The organism is Mesorhizobium sp. M1006, assembly GCF_040318825.1.
GTDB lineage: Bacteria > Pseudomonadota > Alphaproteobacteria > Rhizobiales > Rhizobiaceae > Mesorhizobium.
In genome coordinates, this window is the sequence record NZ_JAMYMZ010000054.1 from 1 (window position 1) to 22,294 (window position 22,294).

General features: G+C 59.2%; 23 protein-coding genes. 9 read left to right on the forward strand and 14 right to left on the reverse strand.

Annotated features, from left to right (window positions below):
- The 3 genes from NKH60_RS29790 to NKH60_RS29800 all read left to right on the forward strand — a co-directional run.
- Positions 1-884 (forward strand): IS1380 family transposase (locus NKH60_RS29790; RefSeq protein ID WP_352874387.1); only part of this gene is annotated, 884 nt, incomplete at its 5' end.
- A 517-nt stretch (positions 885-1,401) separates the two neighbouring features.
- On the forward strand, positions 1,402-3,054 hold the full coding sequence (locus tag NKH60_RS29795) for an MFS transporter (RefSeq protein WP_352874389.1): 1,653 nt from the start codon (positions 1,402-1,404) through the stop codon (positions 3,052-3,054).
- A gap of 40 nt (positions 3,055-3,094) precedes the next feature.
- Entirely contained in the window at positions 3,095-3,343 is a 249-nt protein-coding gene (locus NKH60_RS29800) for a DUF982 domain-containing protein (protein ID WP_352468908.1), read from the forward strand.
- A 105-nt stretch (positions 3,344-3,448) separates the two neighbouring features.
- On the opposite strand, the gene NKH60_RS29805 is transcribed toward NKH60_RS29800, so the two are convergent.
- The 12 genes from NKH60_RS29805 to NKH60_RS29860 all read right to left on the reverse strand — a co-directional run bounded on the left by NKH60_RS29805 (position 3,449) and on the right by NKH60_RS29860 (position 16,392).
- Positions 3,449-5,572, reverse strand: coding sequence for a type IV secretory system conjugative DNA transfer family protein (locus NKH60_RS29805; RefSeq protein ID WP_352874390.1), 2,124 nt, complete (start codon positions 5,570-5,572; stop codon positions 3,449-3,451).
- Positions 5,573-5,611: 39 nt separating this feature from the next.
- Complete coding sequence (gene virB11, locus NKH60_RS29810) at positions 5,612-6,637, reverse strand: P-type DNA transfer ATPase VirB11 (RefSeq protein ID WP_352874392.1); 1,026 nt, start codon at positions 6,635-6,637, stop codon at positions 5,612-5,614.
- The gene (gene virB10, locus NKH60_RS29815; RefSeq protein WP_352874394.1) at positions 6,634-8,097 is read right to left on the reverse strand and encodes a type IV secretion system protein VirB10; all 1,464 of its coding nucleotides are present in this window, start codon (positions 8,095-8,097) and stop codon (positions 6,634-6,636) included. The genes virB11 and virB10 overlap by 4 nt, the downstream gene beginning before the upstream one ends.
- Positions 8,097-8,894: a TrbG/VirB9 family P-type conjugative transfer protein gene (locus tag NKH60_RS29820; RefSeq protein ID WP_352874396.1), complete on the reverse strand. Its 798-nt coding sequence runs from the start codon at positions 8,892-8,894 to the stop codon at positions 8,097-8,099. The genes virB10 and NKH60_RS29820 overlap by 1 nt, the downstream gene beginning before the upstream one ends.
- Positions 8,891-9,610 carry a VirB8 family type IV secretion system protein gene (locus NKH60_RS29825; RefSeq protein WP_352874398.1) on the reverse strand — a complete coding sequence of 240 codons (720 nt, stop codon included), beginning with the start codon at positions 9,608-9,610 and terminating at the stop codon, positions 8,891-8,893. The genes NKH60_RS29820 and NKH60_RS29825 overlap by 4 nt, the downstream gene beginning before the upstream one ends.
- A 66-nt stretch (positions 9,611-9,676) precedes the next feature.
- The gene (locus NKH60_RS29830; RefSeq protein WP_352874400.1) at positions 9,677-10,720 is read right to left on the reverse strand and encodes a TrbL/VirB6 family protein; all 1,044 of its coding nucleotides are present in this window, start codon (positions 10,718-10,720) and stop codon (positions 9,677-9,679) included.
- Between the two features lie 182 nt (positions 10,721-10,902).
- Positions 10,903-11,637 carry a type IV secretion system protein gene (locus NKH60_RS29835; protein WP_352874402.1) on the reverse strand — a complete coding sequence of 245 codons (735 nt, stop codon included), beginning with the start codon at positions 11,635-11,637 and terminating at the stop codon, positions 10,903-10,905.
- A gap of 9 nt (positions 11,638-11,646) precedes the next feature.
- Entirely contained in the window at positions 11,647-12,804 is a 1,158-nt protein-coding gene (locus NKH60_RS29840) for a transglycosylase SLT domain-containing protein (protein WP_352874404.1), read from the reverse strand.
- Positions 12,788-15,190, reverse strand: a complete 2,403-nt coding sequence (locus NKH60_RS29845; RefSeq protein ID WP_352874406.1) for a VirB4 family type IV secretion/conjugal transfer ATPase — start codon at positions 15,188-15,190, stop codon at positions 12,788-12,790. The genes NKH60_RS29840 and NKH60_RS29845 overlap by 17 nt, the downstream gene beginning before the upstream one ends.
- Positions 15,187-15,480 (reverse strand): VirB3 family type IV secretion system protein, encoded by a 294-nt coding sequence (locus NKH60_RS29850; RefSeq protein ID WP_023803028.1) that lies wholly within the window; start codon positions 15,478-15,480, stop codon positions 15,187-15,189. The genes NKH60_RS29845 and NKH60_RS29850 overlap by 4 nt, the downstream gene beginning before the upstream one ends.
- Before the next feature lie 3 nt (positions 15,481-15,483).
- Entirely contained in the window at positions 15,484-15,798 is a 315-nt protein-coding gene (locus NKH60_RS29855) for a TrbC/VirB2 family type IV secretion system protein (RefSeq protein ID WP_352874408.1), read from the reverse strand.
- Positions 15,799-15,810: 12 nt separating this feature from the next.
- Positions 15,811-16,392, reverse strand: a complete 582-nt coding sequence (locus tag NKH60_RS29860; RefSeq protein WP_352874410.1) for a lytic transglycosylase domain-containing protein — start codon at positions 16,390-16,392, stop codon at positions 15,811-15,813.
- A gap of 156 nt (positions 16,393-16,548) precedes the next feature.
- Here NKH60_RS29860 and NKH60_RS29865 point away from each other — a divergent pair, with 156 nt between their 5' ends.
- Positions 16,549-17,148 carry a hypothetical protein gene (locus NKH60_RS29865; RefSeq protein ID WP_352874412.1) on the forward strand — a complete coding sequence of 200 codons (600 nt, stop codon included), beginning with the start codon at positions 16,549-16,551 and terminating at the stop codon, positions 17,146-17,148.
- Complete coding sequence (locus NKH60_RS29870; protein ID WP_352874414.1) at positions 17,145-17,684, forward strand: thermonuclease family protein; 540 nt, start codon at positions 17,145-17,147, stop codon at positions 17,682-17,684. Before NKH60_RS29865 ends, NKH60_RS29870 begins: the two co-directional genes overlap by 4 nt.
- A gap of 169 nt (positions 17,685-17,853) precedes the next feature.
- On the opposite strand, the gene NKH60_RS29875 is transcribed toward NKH60_RS29870, so the two are convergent.
- A complete protein-coding gene (locus NKH60_RS29875; RefSeq protein WP_352874416.1) occupies positions 17,854-18,198 on the reverse strand; it encodes a hypothetical protein in 345 nt (114 codons plus the stop codon).
- Between the two features lie 136 nt (positions 18,199-18,334).
- Here NKH60_RS29875 and NKH60_RS29880 point away from each other — a divergent pair, with 136 nt between their 5' ends.
- Genes NKH60_RS29880 through NKH60_RS29895 form a run of 4 tightly spaced genes read left to right on the forward strand, consistent with a single transcriptional unit; the run spans position 18,335 to position 21,519 of the window.
- Entirely contained in the window at positions 18,335-18,964 is a 630-nt protein-coding gene (locus NKH60_RS29880; RefSeq protein ID WP_352874417.1) for a DNA-binding response regulator, read from the forward strand.
- A 5-nt stretch (positions 18,965-18,969) separates the two neighbouring features.
- Positions 18,970-19,671 carry an FkbM family methyltransferase gene (locus NKH60_RS29885; protein WP_352874419.1) on the forward strand — a complete coding sequence of 234 codons (702 nt, stop codon included), beginning with the start codon at positions 18,970-18,972 and terminating at the stop codon, positions 19,669-19,671.
- Entirely contained in the window at positions 19,652-20,206 is a 555-nt protein-coding gene (locus tag NKH60_RS29890) for a putative pterin-binding protein (protein WP_352874421.1), read from the forward strand. Before NKH60_RS29885 ends, NKH60_RS29890 begins: the two co-directional genes overlap by 20 nt.
- Positions 20,203-21,519 (forward strand): sensor histidine kinase, encoded by a 1,317-nt coding sequence (locus NKH60_RS29895; RefSeq protein ID WP_352874422.1) that lies wholly within the window; start codon positions 20,203-20,205, stop codon positions 21,517-21,519. The genes NKH60_RS29890 and NKH60_RS29895 overlap by 4 nt, the downstream gene beginning before the upstream one ends.
- A gap of 118 nt (positions 21,520-21,637) precedes the next feature.
- On the opposite strand, the gene NKH60_RS29900 is transcribed toward NKH60_RS29895, so the two are convergent.
- On the reverse strand, positions 21,638-22,210 hold the full coding sequence (locus NKH60_RS29900; protein WP_352509865.1) for a helix-turn-helix domain-containing protein: 573 nt from the start codon (positions 22,208-22,210) through the stop codon (positions 21,638-21,640).
- Between the last annotated feature and the right edge of the window lie 84 nt (positions 22,211-22,294).

The following is a 22,294-nucleotide window of genomic DNA, read 5'->3' on the forward strand; positions in this document are numbered from 1 at the left end:
ACATTGACGACACCTTCGACGCTGTGCACGGAGGCCAACAGCTTCGCCTGTTCAATGCCCACCATGACGAGTACGGCTTCCAGCCAATCGTCGTGTTCGATGGTGCGGGACGGTTCGTCAGCGCGACCCTGCGACCGGCCAAGCGGCCGAGTGGGGCTGAGATCCGCCCCCACCTGCGCCGTCTGGTGCCGGCGATCCGGATCAACTGGCCGAACATTCGAATCCTGCTCCGCGGCGATAGCCATTATTGCAACCCGCAGGTCATCGACTGGTGCCGCGCCAACGACGTCGACTTCATCTTTGGCCTCGCGCCCACCACGAGCCTGCGCAAGCATGTCGCGGATCTGGAGGCCAGCACGACGGCGCGCTTCGAAGCGTCGGCCAAGACAGGCAGGGTCCGCAGGTTCAAGGAGTTCGTTGACGGCGCCGCTAGTTGGAGCCGCGTCGAGCGCATCATCGCGCGGGTCGAGGTCGGCGCCCAAGGTGGCGATATCCGCTTCGTCGTCACCAACCTTGCCGGTGGGAAGGCCAAGGCGCTCTACGAGGATGTCTACTGCCGGCGCGGCGCGGCCGAGAACCACATCAAGTCGTGGAAGACGCATCTTGCCGCCGACCGCACATCCTGCACCAGAGCGACGGCCAACCAGTTCCGGCTATTCCTGCATGCCGCTGCTTACTGGTTGATGTGGGGCTTGCGGGCCGCGATGCCGAGGCGCTCGAGCTTTGCCGTCGCCCAATTCGACACGCTGCGATTGCGCCTCATCAAAATCGCTGCGCGGGTGGTCGAGATGAAATCGCAAATCCGCCTGCACGTGCCGACATCGTGCCCCGACCAGCGCATCCTGCGCATCGTCCTCGATCGCATGCCCCAACTCGCGACATAACGATGGGGGCAGACGCCCCGATACGAACCCGTCGACCGCAACCTGCAAACCCCCGCCTGCCATCACGACGGAGCAATCCCGGCGCCTGACGAGGCGCGTGGAAAAGCACCGCAACGGCGACCACAATGTCGCTTCAGGCCGTCAAAAGCTTAGTCGCCGTGCATCAAGGCGGCTAGGTAGGTGTGGCCCGGCTTCGTTGAATCCGCTGCGGGCCAGCTCTCTGATAGAAATCGGCGCCGTCGTCCCAGGCTTTCCATGGGCATCGTTTCCCGCGCGGAATGAAGGTCTCCTTCCCGAAGGCGGCAATTCCTAACTCGGTGCGATGCCCGATTTGCGGTCAGGCTGCATCCGCCTTTTCTTCCAGACCAAGTAATCGCTTCGGCCAGAGCGCCGGCGGTGAAGAATTGTCTTGCGCTATCCCTAGCAAATGCGCTCATGCTGCTATTCCTCCACGGGCACCTGCGCCGGGAGGGCACCTCTAAACGCGACCGATAGACCGAGGGGAGGGCTCAACCCAATGAGCAGGGTGGCGCCCGCAGATGCGACTCCAGCTTCGTCGGCGACATTTGCGCCGCTCGAGAATGCAACTTTCCGATCGATCTGGCTTGCTACGCAGGTGTCCAGCTTTGGCTGGCTAATTCAAACTGTCGCCATCAGTTGGCTGATGGCGACCATTTCGACTTCCGACGTGATGGTCGCCTTGGTGCAGGCTTCGACGACGTTGCCTACATTCGTCCTGTCGATCATCGCCGGAGCCCTGGCTGATAATTTCAGCCGCCGCAATCTGATGTTCGCTGGCTGGTCCGTGATAGCGCTGTCCTCGGCGATGCTGACGGTTCTTGCAGGCTTGGGAATTTTCAATCCATGGATGGTTCTTGCATTCAGCTGTTTGGCCGGAGCGGGCGCCGCTTTCACCGATCCCGCTTGGCACGCGTCGGTCGGCGACATCTTACGAAAACGCGAAGTTCCAGCCGCGGTTACGCTCATCTCGGTTGGATATAACGCTGTTCGAAGCGTCGGTCCGGCGATTGGTGGCATTGTCGTTGCCTCCTTTGGACCTTTGACAGCTTTCGCTGTGGCGACGCTGACCTATCTAGCGCTGCTGTGGACCATAGGGCGCCGCAAATGGGATGTTCGCTCGTCCCCCCTCCCGCGGGAGCCATTGACCACGGCCATCCATGACGGAGCGCGCTTCACCGCACTATCGGCGGAGATCAAGGCGGCAATCGCGCGTGGCGCGCTTTTTGGCCTGACCAGCATCTCCATACTCGCGCTCCTGCCTGTCGTTGCTCGCGATCAATTAGGCGGAGGACCGATCGTTTATGGCATCCTGATGGCTGGCTTCGGGACCGGCGCCTTGTGCGTCGGCATCTGCAACAATGTTTTGAGACGGTCGCTCTCCCAGGAGCGACTGACAATACTGGCATGCATTGCTTGCGCGGCGTGTTGTTTATCTCTTGCTCTCACGTCTTCAGTGGCAGTGGCTGCTATTGCGCTGGCGCTCGGCGGCGCGGGATGGGTGGTCACCTGGACGGGGCTCGACGTAAGCGTTCAATTGGCAAGCCCAAGGTGGGTCGTTGGTCGCACGCTCTCGATCTATTATGCCCTTTCGTCGGGTGGTATCGCGGCCGGCAGTTGGCTGTGGGGTATGGTGGCTGAGAACTATTCGCTTGCCTCAGCCCTGGAGATTTCAGCTGCTGCGCTACTGATGGTCGCGGCCAGCGGGTTCCTGTTGCCGATCCGTCAATGGCAAGACTCTGATCAGGATCCTTTTGGCTTCGAGACACCGCAACTCGCTCTCGACCTGAAGCCGAGAAGCGGCCCGATCGTCATCAAGATCGAGTACTCAATACCGGAGGCAAACGTCGAAGCTTTCCTCGATCAGATGCAGGAACGACGGCGGGTGCAAAGCCGCGTCGGCGCCAGGCACTGGAACCTCCAGCGCGATCTTCAGGATTCCTCGCTTTGGACAGAAACCTTCCGCACGCCGACCTGGATGGACTATCTGCGCCTTAACCATCGCCTCACAGCGGCGGACAAGGAATTGGACCAACGTCTGCTCGAATTGAACATGGGTGGAAACCCACCTCTTACTAAACTTTCGATTGAGCGGCCGACCGGGGCAACCCGCAAGCGGGATCAACCGACGCGATTTTTCTTCCGCCGGTGATCGCAGGCTGTTGTTGATAGAGTTTCAAGGGTGAGGGTAGATGACCGGCTTGGTAAGATTTGAGAGGCCAGTTGTGATTCAGATTGGCCGCTATACAGAACGCACCGTGTTCGATGTTAATGATGCGGCCTCCATCCTGCTGCGGGATCTTGGTGGTCGTCAGACGGAGAAGCACAGGGCAGCTATGGACGCCTGTCTGAAGGTTATACGAGGTGAGCTTCATCCACCCGCCGCCCGCAGGGCTTTCGTCGCGGTCGCGCGCGAAGCAAAGATTCTACGCGGCGATTGACTGGAGTGCTCAAGCGGCACCGCCCGGCAACTGGCGGCTGATACAGAAGGCCTGAGGCATGACGTTGCCGCTCTTCTATCTGACACGAGCAGGGCGCAGCAGTTCCTACCCGTCGACTACATCGGGCAAGGTGTCTTCGACGACGCTCAAATTTCGGTCGAAAGCTTCTTTGTCGGATGCGTGGGCCCGGAGAGAGCGCACATTGTTCAGGATCGCCGCCACCGCCGCTTCTTTATCGGGTGCTATCCTTGTCGTGACCGCTTTAGCCGCCAACGCGGAAAAATCTATGGCGGTATAAGCTGGTACGACCGCAGCGTCGGTTGCTTTCGGCCGTTCTTTTACGATTGCGCGCCGGCCCCGCGGCAGAGCCATACGGTCAGCTTTTGCTGCAAATGTCGCGCCGCGCCGCAGGCGCGTCTGCACGAGGCCCGAGCGGTACGCAGGTGCTGTCGGCACAATCGTCGGGAGCGCATGAGATGGAACCGCCTCAGAAGCGTCCAATGCAGGGCTTTTCGTGCGCGAAGCGTCGGTAGAGGCGGGCAGGGGCATGAACGCGCGTTTGGCGAGCCGGCCGTCGGCGAAATAGAAATTGCGCGTGCCGAGAATTGGCAGTTCGCCGCGCGGCAATATGATGACCTTGTTCTTGTCGAGCGTGCGGATTTCATCCGGCCGCATAAGAGGCCGCCGCACTTGCTTGCGGTGCTCGGAGCGCGTGTAATAAGTGTCGAACAAGGTTGCCTTGGTTCGCGTCACGTCCTTTTGAACGTCCGACGTTTCGCCGAGCTGCTCGGAAATGTAGCGCAGATCGTCAGCGTCCTGCGCACCGAAAAAGATCTGCACGCGAGCCGCGTTGATAAGTGTCTTGCGCCCCTCCTGGCGATAGATCTCGTCTACAGCCTTCAGCGACTGTACGAAGAACCACATCGAAACACCGTTGCCGCCGAGCACGCTCGCCATTTCGGTCACGTTCTCGAGCTTGCCGAGGTTCTGGAACTCGTCGAGCAGCACAAGCACCGGATGCTCGTCGGCACGCGGCATAGTTTCCGACATGAAGTTCATCAACTGCGTAATCAGGACGTTGAACAACGGTCCAAGGGAGGTGATCTGCTCGCGCCGCACGTCGAGATAAAGAGAGATCCGGTCGCGCTTCAGCCTGCGAATATCGAACGTGCTGCGCGACGTAGCTCGCATCAGGCGCTCGTTGAGAAAAGGGGCCATGCCGGTGCGTACGCCAGCGTAGATTCCGGAAAACTGCCGCTCGGACATCTCAAAATATGGCAGCAGGGTTTGCAGGGTAAAATGCGAACATTCGCGGCGGCGTTCCTCGCGCAGTGAGCCAATGAATTCCAGGAGCGGCTGCTCGGCGCCGTTCATGATCTCGAGGATTGTGGCAAAGGTTTTTTTCTCGTTTGGGATCGCGGGCGATTCCATGACGAAGGACGCGATGCCGGTAAAAAGGAGGCGGGCATCGTTGACCCAGTACGGGTCTGCGTTGGACGGGGGCCGCGGAAACAATGCCGCAGCGATGTTGCGAAGGTCGATGTCGCGCTGTGCCGAATCCAGCGAGATGAAGTCCATCGGATTGTAGCATGCGGTATTGCTGTCCGGATCTGCCGGCGCGAAACGCACCACGCGGCTCATGGTGGAACGGTAGCCGGCGGTCGCCGCATAGGTCTCGCCGCGCAGGTCGAGAACCACGAGCGAATGCGGCCAGGTCAAGGCGTTCGGGATGATGAGAGACGTGCCTTTACCCGAGCGCGGCGGCCCTATGACGAAGCCGCCGACATCATCGCCATCAATCCACAATTTCTTGCCGCCAATCAGCCTGCGCTGCGTCAAGCGGAACTTGCCTGAGCGCTGATCGCGGCGGGGCGACAAAATTTCGGCCAGCCTGCCGCCGGCTCGACCGACGAAGACGCCGCCCACTTTCGTCAGGCCGGTTTTTGATACGTCGCTCATGGTCATGAAGCGAGAGTCATTGCGCTTTCTCGGACGCATGAGAAACAAGCTGACCAGTGGCAAGAGAAACCCCAATGCTCCTGCCGCAACGGCGTATTGTATCCGGCCAAAATTCCTCGCCATCGTGTCCGCCCAAGCCTGACGAACGACCGGCAAGGGATTGGCGTTCAGCTGGTCGAACAGGACGTGGGAGCCCGTCTGGTACCAATCCGTCGCGGCATAGGCGACGGTGAAGACCAGGCCGCCCAGGGCCATCGCCATGAGCACCATGAAAATTGCTGTTCCGACTTTCTGCATGGATGGGCCCCGCTAGATCGTCTCCGCCTTGGTGAACTTGATCTCGCTGATGCCACGCCGTCCGCCTTCGGTGCGGACCATCTGCACGACCACCGGAATGACCTCGCGCAGGTAGTCGAGGATTTCGCTTCGTGCGAGGCCCGAGCTGCCCTGCATGACCATGAGCGCCAGCCGCTCGTAGGCGGACCGGGCGGAATTGGCATGAACGGTGGTGAGCGAACCCGGGTGGCCGGTGTTGATCGCCTGGAGGAACGCGAAGGTTTCAGCGCCGCGCAACTCGCCCAACATCAGACGGTCGGGCCGCATGCGAAGCGAGGCCTCGAGCAGCTGTTGCGCGGAGACCTTGGCAAGCCCCTGGTCGCCCTTCGAGGCTATCAGGGTAACGTTGTTGGGGGCCGGCAGCCTCAGTTCGCGGGTGTCTTCGATTGTGATGATCCGTTCATGGGCTGGGATCTCCTTCAGGAGTGCATTCAAAAACGTCGTCTTGCCGGTCGACGTACCGCCTGAAACAACGATCGAGACGCGGTTGCGTACCGCATACTGCAGGAACTCCATCGGCGAAGTGTCGTGCAGCATTTCGACAAGTCGCTTTTCTTCGGCTGACAGCGCAAGTCCGCTGCCCATCGCGGTGTTTTCGAATGCGCCGAGATCGTTGTAGGCATCCAGGCTCATATCCATGATGACCTGCTTGCGGATCGAAATCGCCCCGCCTTCGGGAGCCGCCGGCGGCAAGATGCATTGGATGCGCTCGCCCGAGGGAAGAGCGGCCGACAGGACCGGCTTTTCTTCGTTGATGACCTGGTTGGTCGCCGAGGCGACGCCAGTCGATATATGCCTAATCCAGCCTGGCGTGACCTCGCGCTTGACGACGTGCTCCATTTCCTTCGCGCCGAGGCGCTCGATGAACAATTCACCCGGCCTGTTGATTGCAATCTCGGAAACCGCATCTTCGTTCAAATAGGGCCATATCGGCTCCAGATGAGCGCGCAGGACCGGGGCTCTCGCCCAAGGGTCGGGGAGGGGATGCACGGCATTCATTTCACCGGGCTCCCATAGCCGGGATAGAAATGATCCTTCGGCGTGCCGTAGAGAGGCGTCGGATCGATCGCCGTCTTCGGCCGCCCACCTGCCTTGAGGCGCGCCACTTCTTCCTGAACGGGGTCGGCGTATAAGTCCGAAAAATCGAGATCTCGCCGCACCAGCACGACAATCGATGTGCCCTGGTCGACGTAGACTGTCGGGCCAATGTTCTGCGTGTCGCGAAACGCCTCTTGCGCGAGTTGTTGCAGGGCGGTCGATGACTTATCGAAGGCGATGCTGCGCGCATCGCGCTGCGAGCCATTGCCACCATAAGTTACGGTCGTGGTCTCACCGGTTACCGGATCGTTCGTCGACACCTGGCGCTGTTGTCCATCCTGGCTGCGATCGCCAAGCGAGGACAGATATTCAGAGACACCGCCAACGACGGAAAGCATGATGGCGTTGCCGTAGCGTTCAACCCAGTGCGTATCGACACGGCCGCCCATGCCACCGCGGCCGAACGCGTCTGCCCCGGGCGACTTGATATCAACGGAAATGCCGTCCGAGCGGATGACCCTGCTCCAGACGGTGAAAACACGCTTCTGACCGCGCGCAAGCCCCGAGCGGTATTCCCCGGTCAGGCGCGAGCCCTTCGGAATGAGGATCCGCCTGCCGTCGAGCGAGAAGACATCCTCACGCACGACCGCGCGCACGGCGCCTGGAAGGTCGGTGTTGACCGCGGTTTCCAAATAGCCGCGAATGATCGTTCCTTCAGGGATCAACGCGTCAGTGCGCCGGAAGACCCTGGCCTTGACGATGCCGGAAGAACTTGCCTCAGACTGCGCCAGGAAGGCCTTGTTGGGATCACTGTCGGCGCCGGGGACCGGGATGATCTGACCGTCGGGCGCGATTTCGACCTGCGCCGCCTGGGCGCCGGCATCCGTCGATCCAGTTTGATCATTCGTCACCATCTGGTTCGACCGCAGGCGTTCCCACACCGCCTTTTCGCGCTCGGCGGCCTCCGCCTTAAGGCGTGCCTCGTCCTCCGCTGCGGCCTTGCGTCGGGCTTCTTCCTCCTCGGCCTTGCGGCGAGCTTCCTCGGCCGCCATTTGCGCCTCCAGCGCGCGTCGCTGCGCATCGAGATCCGCGCCCTCCTCCACCGTCTGATCGACATTATCGGCTTGTTGCGTGCCGCTCTGGTCGGCGGCCGGTGGCGGCACCACGATCTGGTCGATCGTGCCGTCGGCAGGTTGCGGCGGTTCGTTCAACGCCGGCGGGCGGAATTCGGGCGGGTTGAAGTTTTCCTCGCCGTCGCTGCGAACATCGCGCGATACCGGCTCTCGAGGCCAGTTCAGCCATATCAGCGCGCCAACCAGCACCACGCCGAGGGCGACCAGGGCGATCCTGGTGACCACGCCCGCACCGCGGCGCGCGACCGTCGGGCTGCCGTCCAGCTGGTTATAATCTATCTGGGTCATCACCGCCCTCCGCTGGATCCGAACAGGGTGGAACCGCCTGTCAGTTTCGTTGGACCGTAGACTTGCTCGACCGGATCGATGGCGTTGGGTCGCGCCCGGTTGTAGAGGCAGAGCGTCTTGCCATCGGCCCGCAAGGTGAATTGCCGTGCTACTTTGTCGATGACGGTGTATTTGCCTTGCGTGCGAACGTTGACCAGCGACTCATGACGCTTGTCGTCCACAACGAAAATCGCAGGAATGTCGCCCTTGAACTCCAGAAACACCTTGGTGCCGTCGTCGAATACGGTGCGCGGCTTCAGGCTGTCGTGGCCCTTGTAGGCGTAGTCGTAGTTGAGATCGGCATAATTCAGGTCCTTCAAATCCGGATCGGCGGCGCTCTCCTTGGCCTGTGAGAGCAGGCGCGCGTTGATATCCTCGTCGGGGTATTTGAACCGGACCTGGAAGGATGCCCGGTCCCGATCATTGTCAGTCGCCTGCAGCAGCAAGGAATAGACGCGCCGGCTAGTGACCACGTTGACGTTGGTCCACGCATCGCGCTCCAGCGGCTTGACGAACAGAAACCGCGATCCGCGTTTGGGGATGATCGACCAGCCTTTCGTGTCGCCAGCCGACACGGTTTCGATGACTTCGGTCGGGCTGAGCTCGACCATGGTCGAAATGCCAAGAGCTGCGCGCACCGACGTCACGTCGTCATTGTTGAAGGTGACATATCGGATGCGGCCGTCGCGTGCGGCCGCGCCGTGCATCGTGCCGAGCAGAAGGGCGGCCGACAGCGCGAGGCCCATGTGCCATCTCATTGCAGGCTTCCCGCAGCGGGTGCCGATTCCTGGTCGCGGCGGTAATCCGTAACCTGAAATCCCAACGGGTTGTCGAAACGCCATTCGTTCTTCAGTGGCGTTGAGGTGTAGCGGAATTTTATCACCGCCACCCAATTGTCGGCCGTGGACGAATTGTCCCGCCGCGTCGTCGTGGCAAAGCGCACCGAGGCGGTGTTGCGGTTGAGCAGGGAAACCGACTTGATCTCGACCGAGACAGTGACATTGCGGCCATAGATCTTGTCCAGCGATTGCGGATTTGCAGGCGTGTACAGCCATGTCAAATCCTTGGACGCGGCTTCGGTGGAGTAGAGTTGCGCCAGGTCGTAATTCTGTTTCAGTTCACGCGAATCGTAGGTTTCGCGGGCCCTGATGTAGCGCACCAGATTGGCCGCCGTGACGGCTTCGTTCTGAGACAAATCTCCAGGCTTGAGCGCGCGCATGATCTCGAGGTAGCCCGTCGATTTGTCGACCTCGACAACGTACGGTTCGAACTGCCGGAGCGGCAGGATAAGCACGAGCGCCAGCAGCGACAGCACGGCCACCAGTCCAGAAACGCCGCTGACGATCCAGGCCAACGTACGCGATCGACGCATGGACCGGTGCGTGTCGTCTTCCCAGGTCGCGCCCGCCCTGTAATAGCGCTTGTCGACGAGTTCGCTGCTGCGGTCAGCAGCTGCTTCTACTGGATGTGACACTTTACCATTGCCTCGTTTGCGCGACGCATCCTGATCCAGGCCGCGATCGGTGATCGTTCTTGTGTTCTAGGCCAGAGGCCTGGAGTTATCGCGCGCACCTTGCTGGATGGCGGACCTGGTCGCGGCATCCGACCTCGCTGCTCGCGAAGATCGAAAACTGTTTGCCGCGAGCTGCCGGGCGCCGCGAGCGGCGCGGCCTGCGGCCCATCGCGCGCCGGAATAGCGCACGGCATTCCTGCCGAACGTCCCATATGAGTAACGAGCGCCCATGGTGCTGAGATACCCGCCGCCATTCAGGATCGAAGCAATCGAGGGTATCTGCATGAGAACGTAGATGCCGATGATCGTCACCAGCACCAAGGGCAGCACCAGCGACATTTTGCTGTCCATGGTCGCTCCGCCGGACGTGGCGGTGTTCAGCGCCGCATTGACGAGCGAGAAGTAGAAACCGAGAAAGCCGTAGATCAGGATTTGCTGGATCATCAGGAAGGTGGTCAGCGAAAGAAAGCCTTCGCTCATGCGCGAGGACCATCGGTAAAGCCAAAGGATGATCCATATCGGCGCCAAGGCCAGCGTGATGAACAACATCACCTTGGCGGCGATGATCGCGGCAATGGCAAGCGCTGCGAAAATGATGGCAGACAGCAGGACGAGCAGCGACAAGAGCGCGCCAAAAATGTCATAGAAGGATCCGCTATAGACCTGATTGGCGACGTCCTGCGCCCCTTGGTAGAGATTGTCGATAAGCGCTGGAATTGCCGCCTGGTCGCTAAGCTGATTGCCGGTGGCCCGCGACACGGCGCCGACGATCACCTTACCGACCTCGTCTGGAATGCTTTGCACGAGCTGATAGATCGTCGCCGAAAATGTGCCCCATCCGGTCAGCAGCAGATAGATGATGACGGCGCGGCCGAGGCGATAAGCCGCTTCGATTGGCGAAATCGACTCTCGCCCACTCAGGATCGAATAGCCCCACCACGCGATATAGAGGGTCAGCATGAGGGTGAAGACGTTGCCCATCGCATTGCCCAACTGCAGATAGACGGTGCGGACGAAGTCCTCACCGATGTTGTCAATGCCACCGAGAATGCTTTCGGCGAGACCGTTCATGGATCCTCGTCAATGATGCTGGCGAACGGCGTTGAATTGACCGGCTTCAGCGCGCCGCATTCGTCGGCGTGCGCATACGCCAAAGGCCCGCACGGCGCTTTCAGTTCGCGATTTGCGCATCCGAAAAGCCCTGCGCTGAGCCCAATCACGAGGCATATGCGCAACACCCGCCGCAACAAGTGCTAGCCTCCGCTCTTGCCAAAATCCGCGAATGGATTGACGTTTTGAGGTGTCATCATCTTCTGGACCTGGCTCTGACGAAGAAGGTCTGTCTTCAGCTTCTCATTCAATGCCGCGACCGCACCGTTCTGGACGCCGATCAATTCGTTGACCGCGCGCGCGTTTTCGAGCTGCATTCGCGTGTTCTGGTCTACCGAACCCTTGACGTCCTCCGACTTGCCGATCTGCCCGCTGGCGGATCGGAGAGATTGTTCGCGCTGGGTTACGCCTTGCGAGGCCTGCGAAGTCAACGCGCTTAGCAGCGAGGCCACGTTGACGCTGCCGCCGTAGGCTGAGTTGACGGCGCTCGTCTCTTTGCCGGCGATCTGCTGGAGCTGCTTCACCAGCTGAAGCCCGTTGATCACAGCGCCGGCGATTTTCTGGATTTCGGGCGACAGGCCGCCAAGCGAGAGCGCGCCGCCGTTCAGGATCGATCCGAACGACGGAGCTTGGGCAATCGACATATCGCCGCCGAGGCCCATTTGTCCGATTCCAAGCGAACCGTCACGACTGCCGCTGAGAGCCTGCAGGATCTCTTCGCTCTTTTTCAGGATATCCTTATTCGAGGCCATGATGGAATTGGTGTTTTCCGCATTCTTGCGGGCTACATCGAGATTAGCGCCATCGATGACGGCAATCTGTGCGAAGGCCGTGCTTGCCCAAAGTGCCAGACTGGCCGCAATCGCGAATTTCTTCATGTCAGCCTCCTATTCCTGCAAGGAATCGATCACGCTGGCAGCGCCAGCAGGGTCGGGGGTGATGATTATCGAGCGGCTGTCGGCTGAGCTTGCCCGTGCGTTCTCAAGTGCGCATGGTAGCCACCGGCCGCGATCGATCTTCAACCGTTCCAGTTCCGCGGGATCACAAGAGAACGGGTTTGGAGAGCCGCTCTTCGGCTGTTGCACCAGTTTGGCCGACTGCGATGCCTGAACGTTCTGCAACGACAGAAGTTGGGCCAACACCGCCGTGAAGTCCCCCGCCCGGGCGAGGTACTGGTTGGTGACATCGGCGTTGATCCCACGAGCCGACGAGTTCAGCTCCCAAGCGTCTTTGTATTCCGTCACCTGGCCAACGGTGCCAGCTAGCGCGTCGATCGCCGCATCATTGGCGCCCATCTGCGATGAGCTTGCATCAAGGCCGCCAGCCGCCTTCCTCACTGCGCCCATGGCCGCGTCCTGAGCCGTGCCGCCTGCGCCGTCGGCCGTTACGATCGAGAACGGTGTCGGCGCGGCGGCCGGAGCCTTGCCGCTCGACACATAGTCGTTGAAGTAGCTGTTCCAGCGGCCGACACCGCCGGCCCACTGGTTTTGCTCGCCAGCGTTCGATCCGTTGTAGAAGGAGGCGAGACAGCTGTAATTCGTCGCCCCGCATTGCTTCACGCCCATCCCGAGATATTTGACACCGCCTTCGACGTTCTGCTCGTTCACGTCACGGTCCAGTCCCATGGACTTGCCGGTACCCTTGGTCAGCTGCATGACGCCTTTGACGCCGGTGTGGCTGCCGGCGCATGTGTCGAAGCGCGATTCCTGATAGGAGACGGAGAGCGCGAGGCCTTCTGGCACGCCGTATTTTTGCGCATAGTAGCGGATCAGCTTTACGTTGCCGGCGTCGCGCTGCAACGCGTCGGCCGGCGACCGGCGAAACATCTGTGAGCGGTATTTGTTCGAATAGGTGCAGACGACGCTTTTTTTCCTGTTAGTTTCGTCCTTCTTCGCTCCATCCGACGTCTTGCTGTGCTGCTCGTCCTCTTGTCGCTTGTCGAGGTTCGGATCGTCGACGACCGCGATTTGCGCGACAGCCAAGCTCATGCTTTCCGCCGTCGCGAGTGCCACGGCCAGACAAGCGCTGCTAAGCCGCTTCGTCATGCTCGTTCTCCCATCCGCAGAAGTATGGCAGCCACATCTCCGGCTCGTCGCCGAAGGTTTCCCGGAGCCGTGCGCATTCCTTGCTGTTGGCTTCGTTCGAGGACAAGACCTTGATGAGATCGGGCATCGCCGACAAATCGAGCTTGGCGACGATCGAGTCGCTGTCGTGTTTGACGAGGAAGGTGCGTGTTTCCTTGGCGGTTCGGCGCACGAACTCGAATTCCTTCGCTGTCAGCGAGAAGCGCTCCATATAGGACTCCTTGCTCGCCTTCGGGTTGGGGAAGAAAATGTTGGTCTTCGTTTGCTCGATCAGCGACGACGAGATGGAGGAATTGACGACGTCTTCCGCTGTCTGCGTGCCAAAGCCGACCACGCCGTTGCGGCGACGAATGGTCTTCAGCGTCTCGTTGATGAAAGCGGCGAAAACCTCATCGTCCAGCAGCTTCCAACCTTCATCGAGGAAGAGCATGATCGGCGAGCCGTCGATGACGTCCTCAAGACGATGGAAGATGTAGAGCAACGCCGCCGAGCGCAGCTTTCGGTCACCAAGGATCTTGGTCATGTCGAACCCGACGACGGGTTTCGAGAAATCGACCAGATCGACGGGATTGTTGAAAAGCCAGCCCTTGTCCTTCGGGTCGAGCCAGGGCTGTATCCGCGCGGCCAGATCGTTCATGCCGGGCATGAGCGAGCCCCGCAGCACTTCCGGCAGCAGGTCGAAGGTGCGCTGTTCGCGCGAAATCTTGTAGATCATGTCGACGGCGGCGTTGATGACGCGCATCTCCGCGACGTCCAGCGCGCCACCTTCCGGCGTTAGAATGTAGATGAGCAGATCTTCCAGGAAAGAACGGTTTTCTGCCGTGTCCCCAAGCTGCAATGGCGCGAACCCGGTCGGCTGAGAAGGTTCCATCACCTCGTAGCGACCGCCGAGCGCCCGAACGAAAATTTCAGCGCCGCGCATGTAGTCGAAATAAACACATCGCGGACGCGGCATGATGCGCATGGCCTGCGCCATCAGGAATGACAGCACCACGGTCTTGCCCGAGCCGGTCGGGCCGAACACCGTGAAGTGCCCGACATCGTGAACGTGGAAATTGAAATAATAGGCCGTCTGGCTGGTCGTTTCGAGCAAGGCGATGGGCCGGTTCCAGTGCAGCCGCTCACGTTGGCCGGACGGGAAATTGTGTCCTGAAAACAGCCCGGCGAAGTTAAGAGACGAGATCAACGCGCGTCGCGCGATGTAGCTGAAATTTCCAGGCAACTGCGCCCAAAAGGCGAGTTCCGTGTTCAGGGTCTCGCGGACCGGCACGATCGACATGCGCGAAAGCTCGGCCGTAATGTCGGACAGGGCTCGGTTGAGACCAGTCATGTCCGATGCCAAGGCCATGACGCTCATATGATGTTGTCCGAAGACGACTTCGCCGCCGGCAAGCTTGTCGGCGCCATCGTGGACGGACTCCTCGACCGTCGTGCCCGCCTCGTCGGAGCCCTCAACCTGGTTCGCGATGGTGTTGATCCTGCGCATCGCCGTTACACGATCTTCGATCGCGAAACTCTGCGTCAGGACGAACTCATGTGGCAGGCGCAAGAGACCGTCCAATGAGCCCGGCGCGGTGAACGGTGGGTATTCCTTGATCGACACCATGGCGCCGAGCTTGCCAGCGTCCGGTCCGCGAAGTTCCAGCGCGGACTTTCCGAAAAACAGCTGCCGCGTCGCCAGCACATCGCCAAGGCTCATGCGCGGCAAAGGCATTTCCACGTCGACGCCGCCGGCGAGGATCTTCGCCAAGAATTCCGCAGGCTCGGAAAAGAAGCTATTGCGGCGCTTTACGACACCGAGAAGACGCGCACCATAAGCGGTAAAATCCTTGGCGACGCCGTCGAGAACGTCATGCAGTTCGGCTATCGCCTCTTCGCGGGTTTCTTCGCCTGCGGTACTGATGCGGAACGCATTGAGCGCCTTGTCCACCCAGCCGACGCGGCCGACCATCGGTCGTCGTATGACCGCCAGATACGCCTCGTTGACGAAAAGGGTTTTCGCCCCAAGCTCATCCATGTAGCGGGCGTCGAGCTCGGCCACGAAAGGATTGTCAAAGTCGCCTTCGATCTCGGGCGTCACGTGGCGGCGGATGATCGTTGTGTAGACCGCAAATCGAGAGGTCGATAGGTTGCGGAACGTGGTGTTGCGGTTGAACATTCGGCTGTTCAACTCGGCCTGGTCCATCGTCTGGAACGGCAGGCCACTGAGCTGGATGACGCCGACGAGAAAGCCGCTCTTCGTCACGATCAGATTGTCATCGACATGGCGAAGGTAGGGGATGTGCATCGCCGCGGGCTTTTCACGCCGCCGCTCACGGCCAAATTTCAGGTCGGCGTCGACGCTCATGGCGAATAGCTCCTCGCCCCCCAAAAAGTGAGGTTAGCCACCGCGCCGCGTTTGGAGATGCGCCGCTCGAAAATATGAAACATGTAGGGGTCCCGCTGGCACAGATACGCGCTGACAAGATGCATCACGCCGAACACGCCAAGGCCGAGCATGAAGCTGCTCGTTGCGATAAAACCGATCACCGCCAGGATGCCGTTCAGCGCGAAAACTTCATACCGCACCCCCCATTTCATCGGCGGGCGTGTCAGTGGCAGGCTGACAGGCTCGACATAGACCTCTTCGTCGTCCATGCGTCAGCCGCCTCCCGCCGTTGCGCGAACAGAGTCGACCAGTTGGGCGGCGCCGAAGATAAGAGCGATGCCGATGATGATGGAAAATGCCATCATCCAGGCCAGACGACCCGTCATCGCGAGGAAGCCAAGAAAGCAGACCGCGATAATGGCAAATGAGCGTGCGATGTTGCCCTGGAGAACGCCGACGAACCATTCCAGCACATTTTCGACCGGTGCCGCCGACTGTGCATATGCACTGGCCGGCGCGAGAGCCATTCCGACCGCTGATGCCAGGGCCAACTTGACAATAAATTTGCCCGCTTTCCTGTATTCCACCCTTGGCTCCTTTCAGTTGCCGAAATCCATGACATGACCATCCTGCCAAGTGTCCTCGCTCGCTGATGGAACGGCCGCGAGCGTTTCCAATTTGGGTAGGGTGGATTTTTTGACGACACCGCCGAACTTCCAGCGGTTCAATATTTTCACGATGTATTCTGCCGTCTCCGGATTCACCGGAATGCCCTTCGCCTTGTAGACGTTGTTGGCCCCGGCGTTGTAAGCCGCGAGCATCAGCAGCGGATCTTTGAACTGATCGTAGAGTGACTTCAGATACCGGATACCAGCCCGGACATTTGCCCGTGTATCGCAGGGGTTTGTCACGCCGAGATCGGAGGCCGTTCCTGGCATCAGTTGCATGATTCCCAAGGCCCCGGCTTTTGACGGACCCTGGTTGGCACCAAGATCGCTTTCGGCCCATGCAATTGCTTCGGCTAGATCGGCGTCAAATCCTTGTTCAGCCGCTATTGAGCGCACAAGGCTCGCGATCTGTGCACGGTTGCCACCCTCACAAGCCCCGGAGCGATCTATACCGGTTGCCGCCACAGCTTTCGCCGGCGTTGCAAAGGCGACCGCAACGCGCTCTGATGCCATGTCCTGAGCCAGCGCCGTGAAAGGCGCTATGGCACCGCAAAGCGATATTATCAGGAGAGGTCGAATCATTGGCTTGCCACAATTTGACACTTTACTATGGCTACACTCTGCCCTAGTAAAGTGTCAATCGATAAGCGTGACGAGAACGGAAATCCGATGAAACAGACAGCCATATTCGTGGCCTTGCTGCTCCACAGCACCGTGGGTTTCGCAGCCGGCGCGAGCGCCCCGAATGCCTTCGAACCGCCATCGAAGGACTACTTGCTTCAGTTCTCGAAGCCTGGCGAGAAGGTCTTTGTCTATGAGCGCTATGACGCCAAGGGCGCGCTTTATCGGCGTGACGTTACCGCCTTGAAGATGCCGGTGAAGGTGCACTCGGCTACTGAGCGCGTTATCAACGGCGCGACGTATCGGCTGCGCGGCCTCACAGCGTGCCCAAAGCCAAAAATCACTTATAAAACCGAAGAATGGGACTGCACGAAAGCCGCGCAAGATTACGAAGAGGGGATCTACAACCACCGTGCATCTGTCGTTCTTTGCAAGACGCTTGTTTTGCAAAGCAAGAAGGATGAACCCGATGCCGTGTCGTGCTTCTCCCTCGTCGGTGCAGGCGATGCAAACGACCCGTACACCGTCGCCTATGATGATGACGAAATGGTCTTTTTCGACATGGCGGCGATTGGTAACAAGGATGGCAAATCTCTGCGGCCCGATCTGGAACATTCGGGCGAACTGGGCGAGCAGTTCCAAAAATGAGACGGTTCAGCCTCGCAGCCATTGCCGTTGCACTATCCGCACCGGCTCACACCCAGGAGAGCAATGCTTCCACCGAACCGACTCCGTTCCAAGTATCGAAGTCGGTTCAACTGCTAACCGGCGATACATGGCGCGATGGAGACCGCCTGTTCCATCTCTATGGGGTCCAATCGTGTTTACGAGGGACAATCGCAGAGGAGGCCGGCGGTAGGAAAATTGATTGCGGCAACGCATCGCTGGCGCACTTGGCCGCGCTGTTTGACGGCACGGCAATCACCTGCCAGCCAATCGGCTACGCGCTCGACGAGGCGGCTTTTGTCATATGCGGAGCGCAGTTGAAAGGCGAAACAATCGACGTCGGAACGGCCCTCATCTCGACGGGATATGCTTTTGCGGCGACGACAGTAAAAGGCAAGGCAGTCAACGGCAATTACCTAGTTGCCGAATTGGATGCGAAGTCGAAGCGCAGAGGATTGTGGAACACAAGGTTTCAGCACCCAGTACAACTTCTGCTGAAACGCATATCGGAGAGATAATGATGAGCCGTGATGACGACGCCCACAACCATTACCATGGATATCCTGTGCAAGGACGCACCGACCGCTCAATTGGCGATGCCGTCGCATTCATCGCTATTATCTTGGTCCCCGCGGGAGTTTATGCCGCCTGGCATGCCATCACAGCATGGCTTTCGACACTCTTCTCTTAGGATTGCAGTTTCGTGAAAGAACCGAGCACCGCCTGCAAATCGTCAACGTCAATTTCGCACCAGCCATGGCCCATCAACCCTTGGAAATAAGCTGCCTTCATTTTCATATCCGCGACAGTGGCTACTGGAGCGATGGCGGCTCTCCTTCGTGCCGCGGCCTCTTGCGCCATAACCGCGTCCATCCTCTGACCCAGCAAGGCCGCGTCCGCCCCTTCAGCTTCCATCAATCGCCTGCCGAGATATTCGAGCATGGCCAGGCTCTGACGATGTGCCGCAATAAGATTCGCGACACCTTCAGCCGGTTCCATTTGTCCGTTGCTGCAGACCAGTTGAATAGCCATCGTCCTCCTCCTGGCGTACATTGGTCACATACTGATACCTCGGGAGGTAAGGAAACATAGGGATGGCATCATCCCTATTTTGTAGCGACAATTCTAAGGCCGGGCGGGGGTGCCTGCGTAGAAGGATTGGCTTCTAATGTTTCGTGCCCTGGTGGTTGAAGACCAGACGCTTATGCGTCTGGCATTAATGAACGAAGTGCAAGCAAGCTTCCATGACTGCATCGTCGTAGGTGCCGAAACCTTGGAGATTGCGACCAGAGAGCTTCAAAACATCCAATTTGATCTCATCGTAATTGATCCCGGCTTGCCCGGATTTGATCCCACGTCAGAAACTGCTCGGGTTGCTGTCGTCGACAAAATCATGGAAGCCTCTGCGAGCGCCATCCATATCGTCGTCACCGGCTCTGACAATCGAACCGAGGCCGAAGGCTTCCAGCAGATCGGCGCCGCAGCTTATCTCGGCAAAACCGGCCTTGCGCCCGGCGTTTTCAGCGACGTGCTCGAGGACATTTCATCCAAGGGCTTCTCCCTGCGCCTTTCCCGAGTCGCCATGACAAGGCCCGACTATCGTTTTTCCGTTCTGACGCCTCGCGAGCATGAAATCATCGACATGATGGCCCGCCGCGCGCCTGGTGTGAAACGGAAAGAGATTTTCGCCCTCATGTCAGAGCGGCTGGGCATCGATGCCGGCTCTGCCGAAAGGTACTACAAGCAGGCCCGGGCCAAACTCATGAGGCAAGGTCATCCGCTACCACAGGGGCTGTGATCGCGATGGCTTCTCTAACCGTACATGGGATCAAGGTTCCCGTGGAACCGCAGGATGTCTCGCCGGTCATCTGGCAAGCGCTTCAAAGCCAGAGCTATGAGGCGAAGGAAGCGAAGTGGATTTTCAGGGCAGTCAAGGCGCGCGATCGCGTACTGGAGCTAGGGTCCGGTATCGGCATCATCACCGCACTGATCGCGAAAATCCCCGGCGTTCAGGTGTGGGCTTTTGAAGCAAATCCCGCAACTGCGGAACTAGCGAAGCGCGTGATAGCGGCCAACGATCTCGACAATGTCACATATTCCCAGGGTATCCTCACAGCAGGCCCGCCGCGGTCCTTCACCTTCTACGTTCGCCGGGACCTTTGGATGTCTTCCACGGACAAAGACCAAGGACCATATGAGCGCGAACTTTCGATCGTCTCGGCCGACGTCGATCGTTTCATCACCGATCATCAAATAAACGCCCTCGTCATGGACATTGAAGGTGCTGAGAAAGAACTTCTGCAGGATGCCGAGCTGCCCGGCGTCGAGCGCATTTTTCTTGAGCTGCACGATCATCTCTATGGCCTTGACGGCGTCCGCAACATCACGCTTGCCCTGGCAGAAAAGGGATTTGCCTACGATCCGCGGGGCTCCCGAGGACCTTGCGTGCTCTTCGCCAAGAACGATGGACCCCGCGAATACGAGGATGTGGAAGATGTTGCGTAATGCTCTCGCCGTCATATTTGCCCTGTCCCTTCCGCTCGCCAGCGCCGCCGAGGAAATTCCCCTCGATCCCAACGAAGTGTCGGTTCAAGACGCCAGCGGCAAGACCGTCGCCGTCTTTTCGGTAAAGCAGCTGCGGGCAGAGTTTCCGCAACAGACCTATGACACGCGTACGCCCTGGACGAGCGACAACGAGAAAATAGAATATCGCGGGCCGCTGCTTGCAAATGTGCTTGCCAAGGCCGGAATCACCGCCGCGCAGGAGGTGAAAGTTGTCGCCTATGACAACTTCGTTTCCGATATTCATATGGACGAAATCCGGTCCTATAATCCGATCCTGGCGATCGAGCGTCGTTGCAACGAGAACGACAAGGCCGGTTCACATTGCCTGCCGGGTCAGGATTTCCGCCCGATCAGCATGGTAGAGAAAGGCCCCATCTTCATCGTTTGGCCCTTCGACCAGCTGCCCGCCTCCTACGTTCCCGCAAGAAACTCGATCTGGGTATTTTTCCCAGTCATCCTGCGCGCCACGCAATGAAGTTCTTCAACGGCCGTTTGTTCACTGTTCTGCCGTATCTCGGTATGGCTGCGGCGCTTGGCCTGAGTGCGTGGACGTTCATCCAATCGAACCGCTATCGTCAGGAGACTGATGCCATCCTCAATCAGACCTTCGAGATTCAGTGGCGTACGGCACAGATTCGCGAGCGTCTTTTGCGAGTCTATGGTTATCTTCGCATCGCCGACGAGACGGGCAAGCTTGATGCGGACATCGATCGACAAATAGCGTTGGTGAGCGTCAACGTCGCGCAGTTGGAAAACCTGCCCTATCTGAACCGGTTTTTTCCCGACCATGACGCCGAACTCCTGGGCCGGATTCGCCTGACCCTCGAACAGAAAATTGCACCTCTTGTGTCAGCGCGTAGAAACTACACCCAAGCCATTGCCGAGATGGCCAAGCTGGAACAGTCAATTTACGAGATTTCCAGCTCTACCGTTGATCACAGTGCCACCTTGCAGCAGACCGCCAGCATCGACATTGCGGCCTCGCGCAACTGGTTCATCTTCGCCATCGCACTTGGCCTGGGTGCTACCTTCTATCTCGTTATCCATCAGCGTTACGCTTTAGCCAATCGCCGTGACCAGCATATGCGCTCGTTCGCTTCGCTCTTTGCGCATATGACCCGATCGCGGGTTACAGCCTTGAGGCTGTTCCTTGAGCACGCACAACCAGACAAGCAGCCGAGCGGCGAAATGCTTGAGGCTGCGCGCAGTGCTGCTACCGAACTGGAATCGATCACCAACAGTGTCCTTCAGATCGCCTATGCGCCACAAGATTCCAGCACCGTGGCGCTCGGCCCACTCCTCGAGGATCTCGCGCACGATCGCAGCAGTTTGGTGCAAGTTTTGATCGATTCCAAAGCGCGTGTGCAACCTGTTCCGGCGACGCCGTTACGGTTGGTTGTTAATGAGCTGATAGAAAACGCTCTGGCCGCTTCGTCGAGCGCCAAAAACGCCCGAGTTCTCATCTCCGCGACAGTCAAGCGGCGCCCCTTTTTCCCGCGCACTTACCTCGTGCTTGAAGTGGCCGACGAGGGCTCAGGCATGCCACCTGCAATCGTTGCAAAAGCAACTACTCCCTTCTTTTCAACGCGAGCCGGGAATCATACTGGCCTTGGCCTGACCGCATGTTCTCAGATGGTCTCGACGCTGAACGGAACGCTCATCATCAAGAGTGCTCATGGTGTCGGCACAACTGTACAGGTCAGAATTCCCCTGGCTTCCGCCGCAGCCACTTTTTGGCAATCGTGCCGCAGGTACGGGCGAACAAAGGAACACTCGTGGGGCGGCTAGCTGTGAGCTCTCAGCTCTGCTCCATTTTCACCTGAATTGCACCGGTATGCGCTATCACGGCGAAAACCTGCCAGCCATTCGGTGTAGCCCAGCTTAGACGGATGATGACGCTGGAAGCTTACGGCTCTCTGAAATGAGAACCTACGCCTCCGGGGGCGTCAGAAACAGGTAGATCAGTTGATGGCGGGACCTTATCGGAAAAGAGGAAGGTCGCTGGATCAAGTTTCAACGCCTTGGCGATCGCCGCAATTGTGTCGACGCTGATATTGCCGCTTGCGCGTTCCAATTTCATGAATGTCGCCTCCGCCACGCCTATGAGCTCGGCCATCTCATAGCGGAGCAAAGTGCGTCGTTTTCGCTCAATGTCGATGATGTGCGCCAGACGCTTGCGGATCGCATTTTCGTCCAACTGATGCGCCCATTCGGGAAGTTTTTTTCCGCCCGCGAGCAGGTCCGCAACTGACACATGCAAGCCGCTTGCCATGATTTGCAACGTCGTCAGGGTGACATTGTTTTTCTGTCGCACGGTCTGGATGTAGGTCCGGTAGGCAAGCCTTTCGCCCTCGACAGTCCGGAACAGCTCGGCCATGTGCATATGGGATAGGCCACGCTTGGCTCTCTCCCGCTCCAGCGTTGTCGCAATGTTGACACGCAACGGGTTGTCGACCACGCCCGCGATGTCTCGTTTCATAAATCGATGTAGTCGCACAAACCTGCCTTCTCGATCTGTCCTTTTTCGCGCGGATGATCCATAGTAAAGTATCAGAATCCGCCG

What these genes read in the sequence shown, in the direction of transcription:
- NKH60_RS29795 (WP_352874389.1), top strand. Translation starts at nt 1,402, where the DNA reads ATGAGCAGGGTGGCGCCCGCAGATGCGACTCCAGCTTCGTCGGCGACA.
- NKH60_RS29800 (WP_352468908.1), top strand. Translation starts at nt 3,095, where the DNA reads ATGACCGGCTTGGTAAGATTTGAGAGGCCAGTTGTGATTCAGATTGGC.
- NKH60_RS29805 (WP_352874390.1), bottom strand. Translation starts at nt 5,572, where the DNA reads ATGGTGCTCATGGCGATGGCCCTGGGCGGCCTGGTCTTCACCGTCGCC.
- virB11 (WP_352874392.1), bottom strand. Translation starts at nt 6,637, where the DNA reads ATGAATGCCGTGCATCCCCTCCCCGACCCTTGGGCGAGAGCCCCGGTC.
- virB10 (WP_352874394.1), bottom strand. Translation starts at nt 8,097, where the DNA reads ATGACCCAGATAGATTATAACCAGCTGGACGGCAGCCCGACGGTCGCG.
- NKH60_RS29820 (WP_352874396.1), bottom strand. Translation starts at nt 8,894, where the DNA reads ATGAGATGGCACATGGGCCTCGCGCTGTCGGCCGCCCTTCTGCTCGGC.
- NKH60_RS29830 (WP_352874400.1), bottom strand. Translation starts at nt 10,720, where the DNA reads ATGAACGGTCTCGCCGAAAGCATTCTCGGTGGCATTGACAACATCGGT.
- NKH60_RS29835 (WP_352874402.1), bottom strand. Translation starts at nt 11,637, where the DNA reads ATGAAGAAATTCGCGATTGCGGCCAGTCTGGCACTTTGGGCAAGCACG.
- NKH60_RS29840 (WP_352874404.1), bottom strand. Translation starts at nt 12,804, where the DNA reads ATGACGAAGCGGCTTAGCAGCGCTTGTCTGGCCGTGGCACTCGCGACG.
- NKH60_RS29845 (WP_352874406.1), bottom strand. Translation starts at nt 15,190, where the DNA reads ATGAGCGTCGACGCCGACCTGAAATTTGGCCGTGAGCGGCGGCGTGAA.
- NKH60_RS29850 (WP_023803028.1), bottom strand. Translation starts at nt 15,480, where the DNA reads ATGGACGACGAAGAGGTCTATGTCGAGCCTGTCAGCCTGCCACTGACA.
- NKH60_RS29860 (WP_352874410.1), bottom strand. Translation starts at nt 16,392, where the DNA reads ATGGCATCAGAGCGCGTTGCGGTCGCCTTTGCAACGCCGGCGAAAGCT.
- NKH60_RS29865 (WP_352874412.1), top strand. Translation starts at nt 16,549, where the DNA reads ATGAAACAGACAGCCATATTCGTGGCCTTGCTGCTCCACAGCACCGTG.
- NKH60_RS29870 (WP_352874414.1), top strand. Translation starts at nt 17,145, where the DNA reads ATGAGACGGTTCAGCCTCGCAGCCATTGCCGTTGCACTATCCGCACCG.
- NKH60_RS29875 (WP_352874416.1), bottom strand. Translation starts at nt 18,198, where the DNA reads ATGGCTATTCAACTGGTCTGCAGCAACGGACAAATGGAACCGGCTGAA.
- NKH60_RS29880 (WP_352874417.1), top strand. Translation starts at nt 18,335, where the DNA reads ATGTTTCGTGCCCTGGTGGTTGAAGACCAGACGCTTATGCGTCTGGCA.
- NKH60_RS29885 (WP_352874419.1), top strand. Translation starts at nt 18,970, where the DNA reads ATGGCTTCTCTAACCGTACATGGGATCAAGGTTCCCGTGGAACCGCAG.
- NKH60_RS29890 (WP_352874421.1), top strand. Translation starts at nt 19,652, where the DNA reads ATGTGGAAGATGTTGCGTAATGCTCTCGCCGTCATATTTGCCCTGTCC.
- NKH60_RS29895 (WP_352874422.1), top strand. Translation starts at nt 20,203, where the DNA reads ATGAAGTTCTTCAACGGCCGTTTGTTCACTGTTCTGCCGTATCTCGGT.
- NKH60_RS29900 (WP_352509865.1), bottom strand. Translation starts at nt 22,210, where the DNA reads ATGAAACGAGACATCGCGGGCGTGGTCGACAACCCGTTGCGTGTCAAC.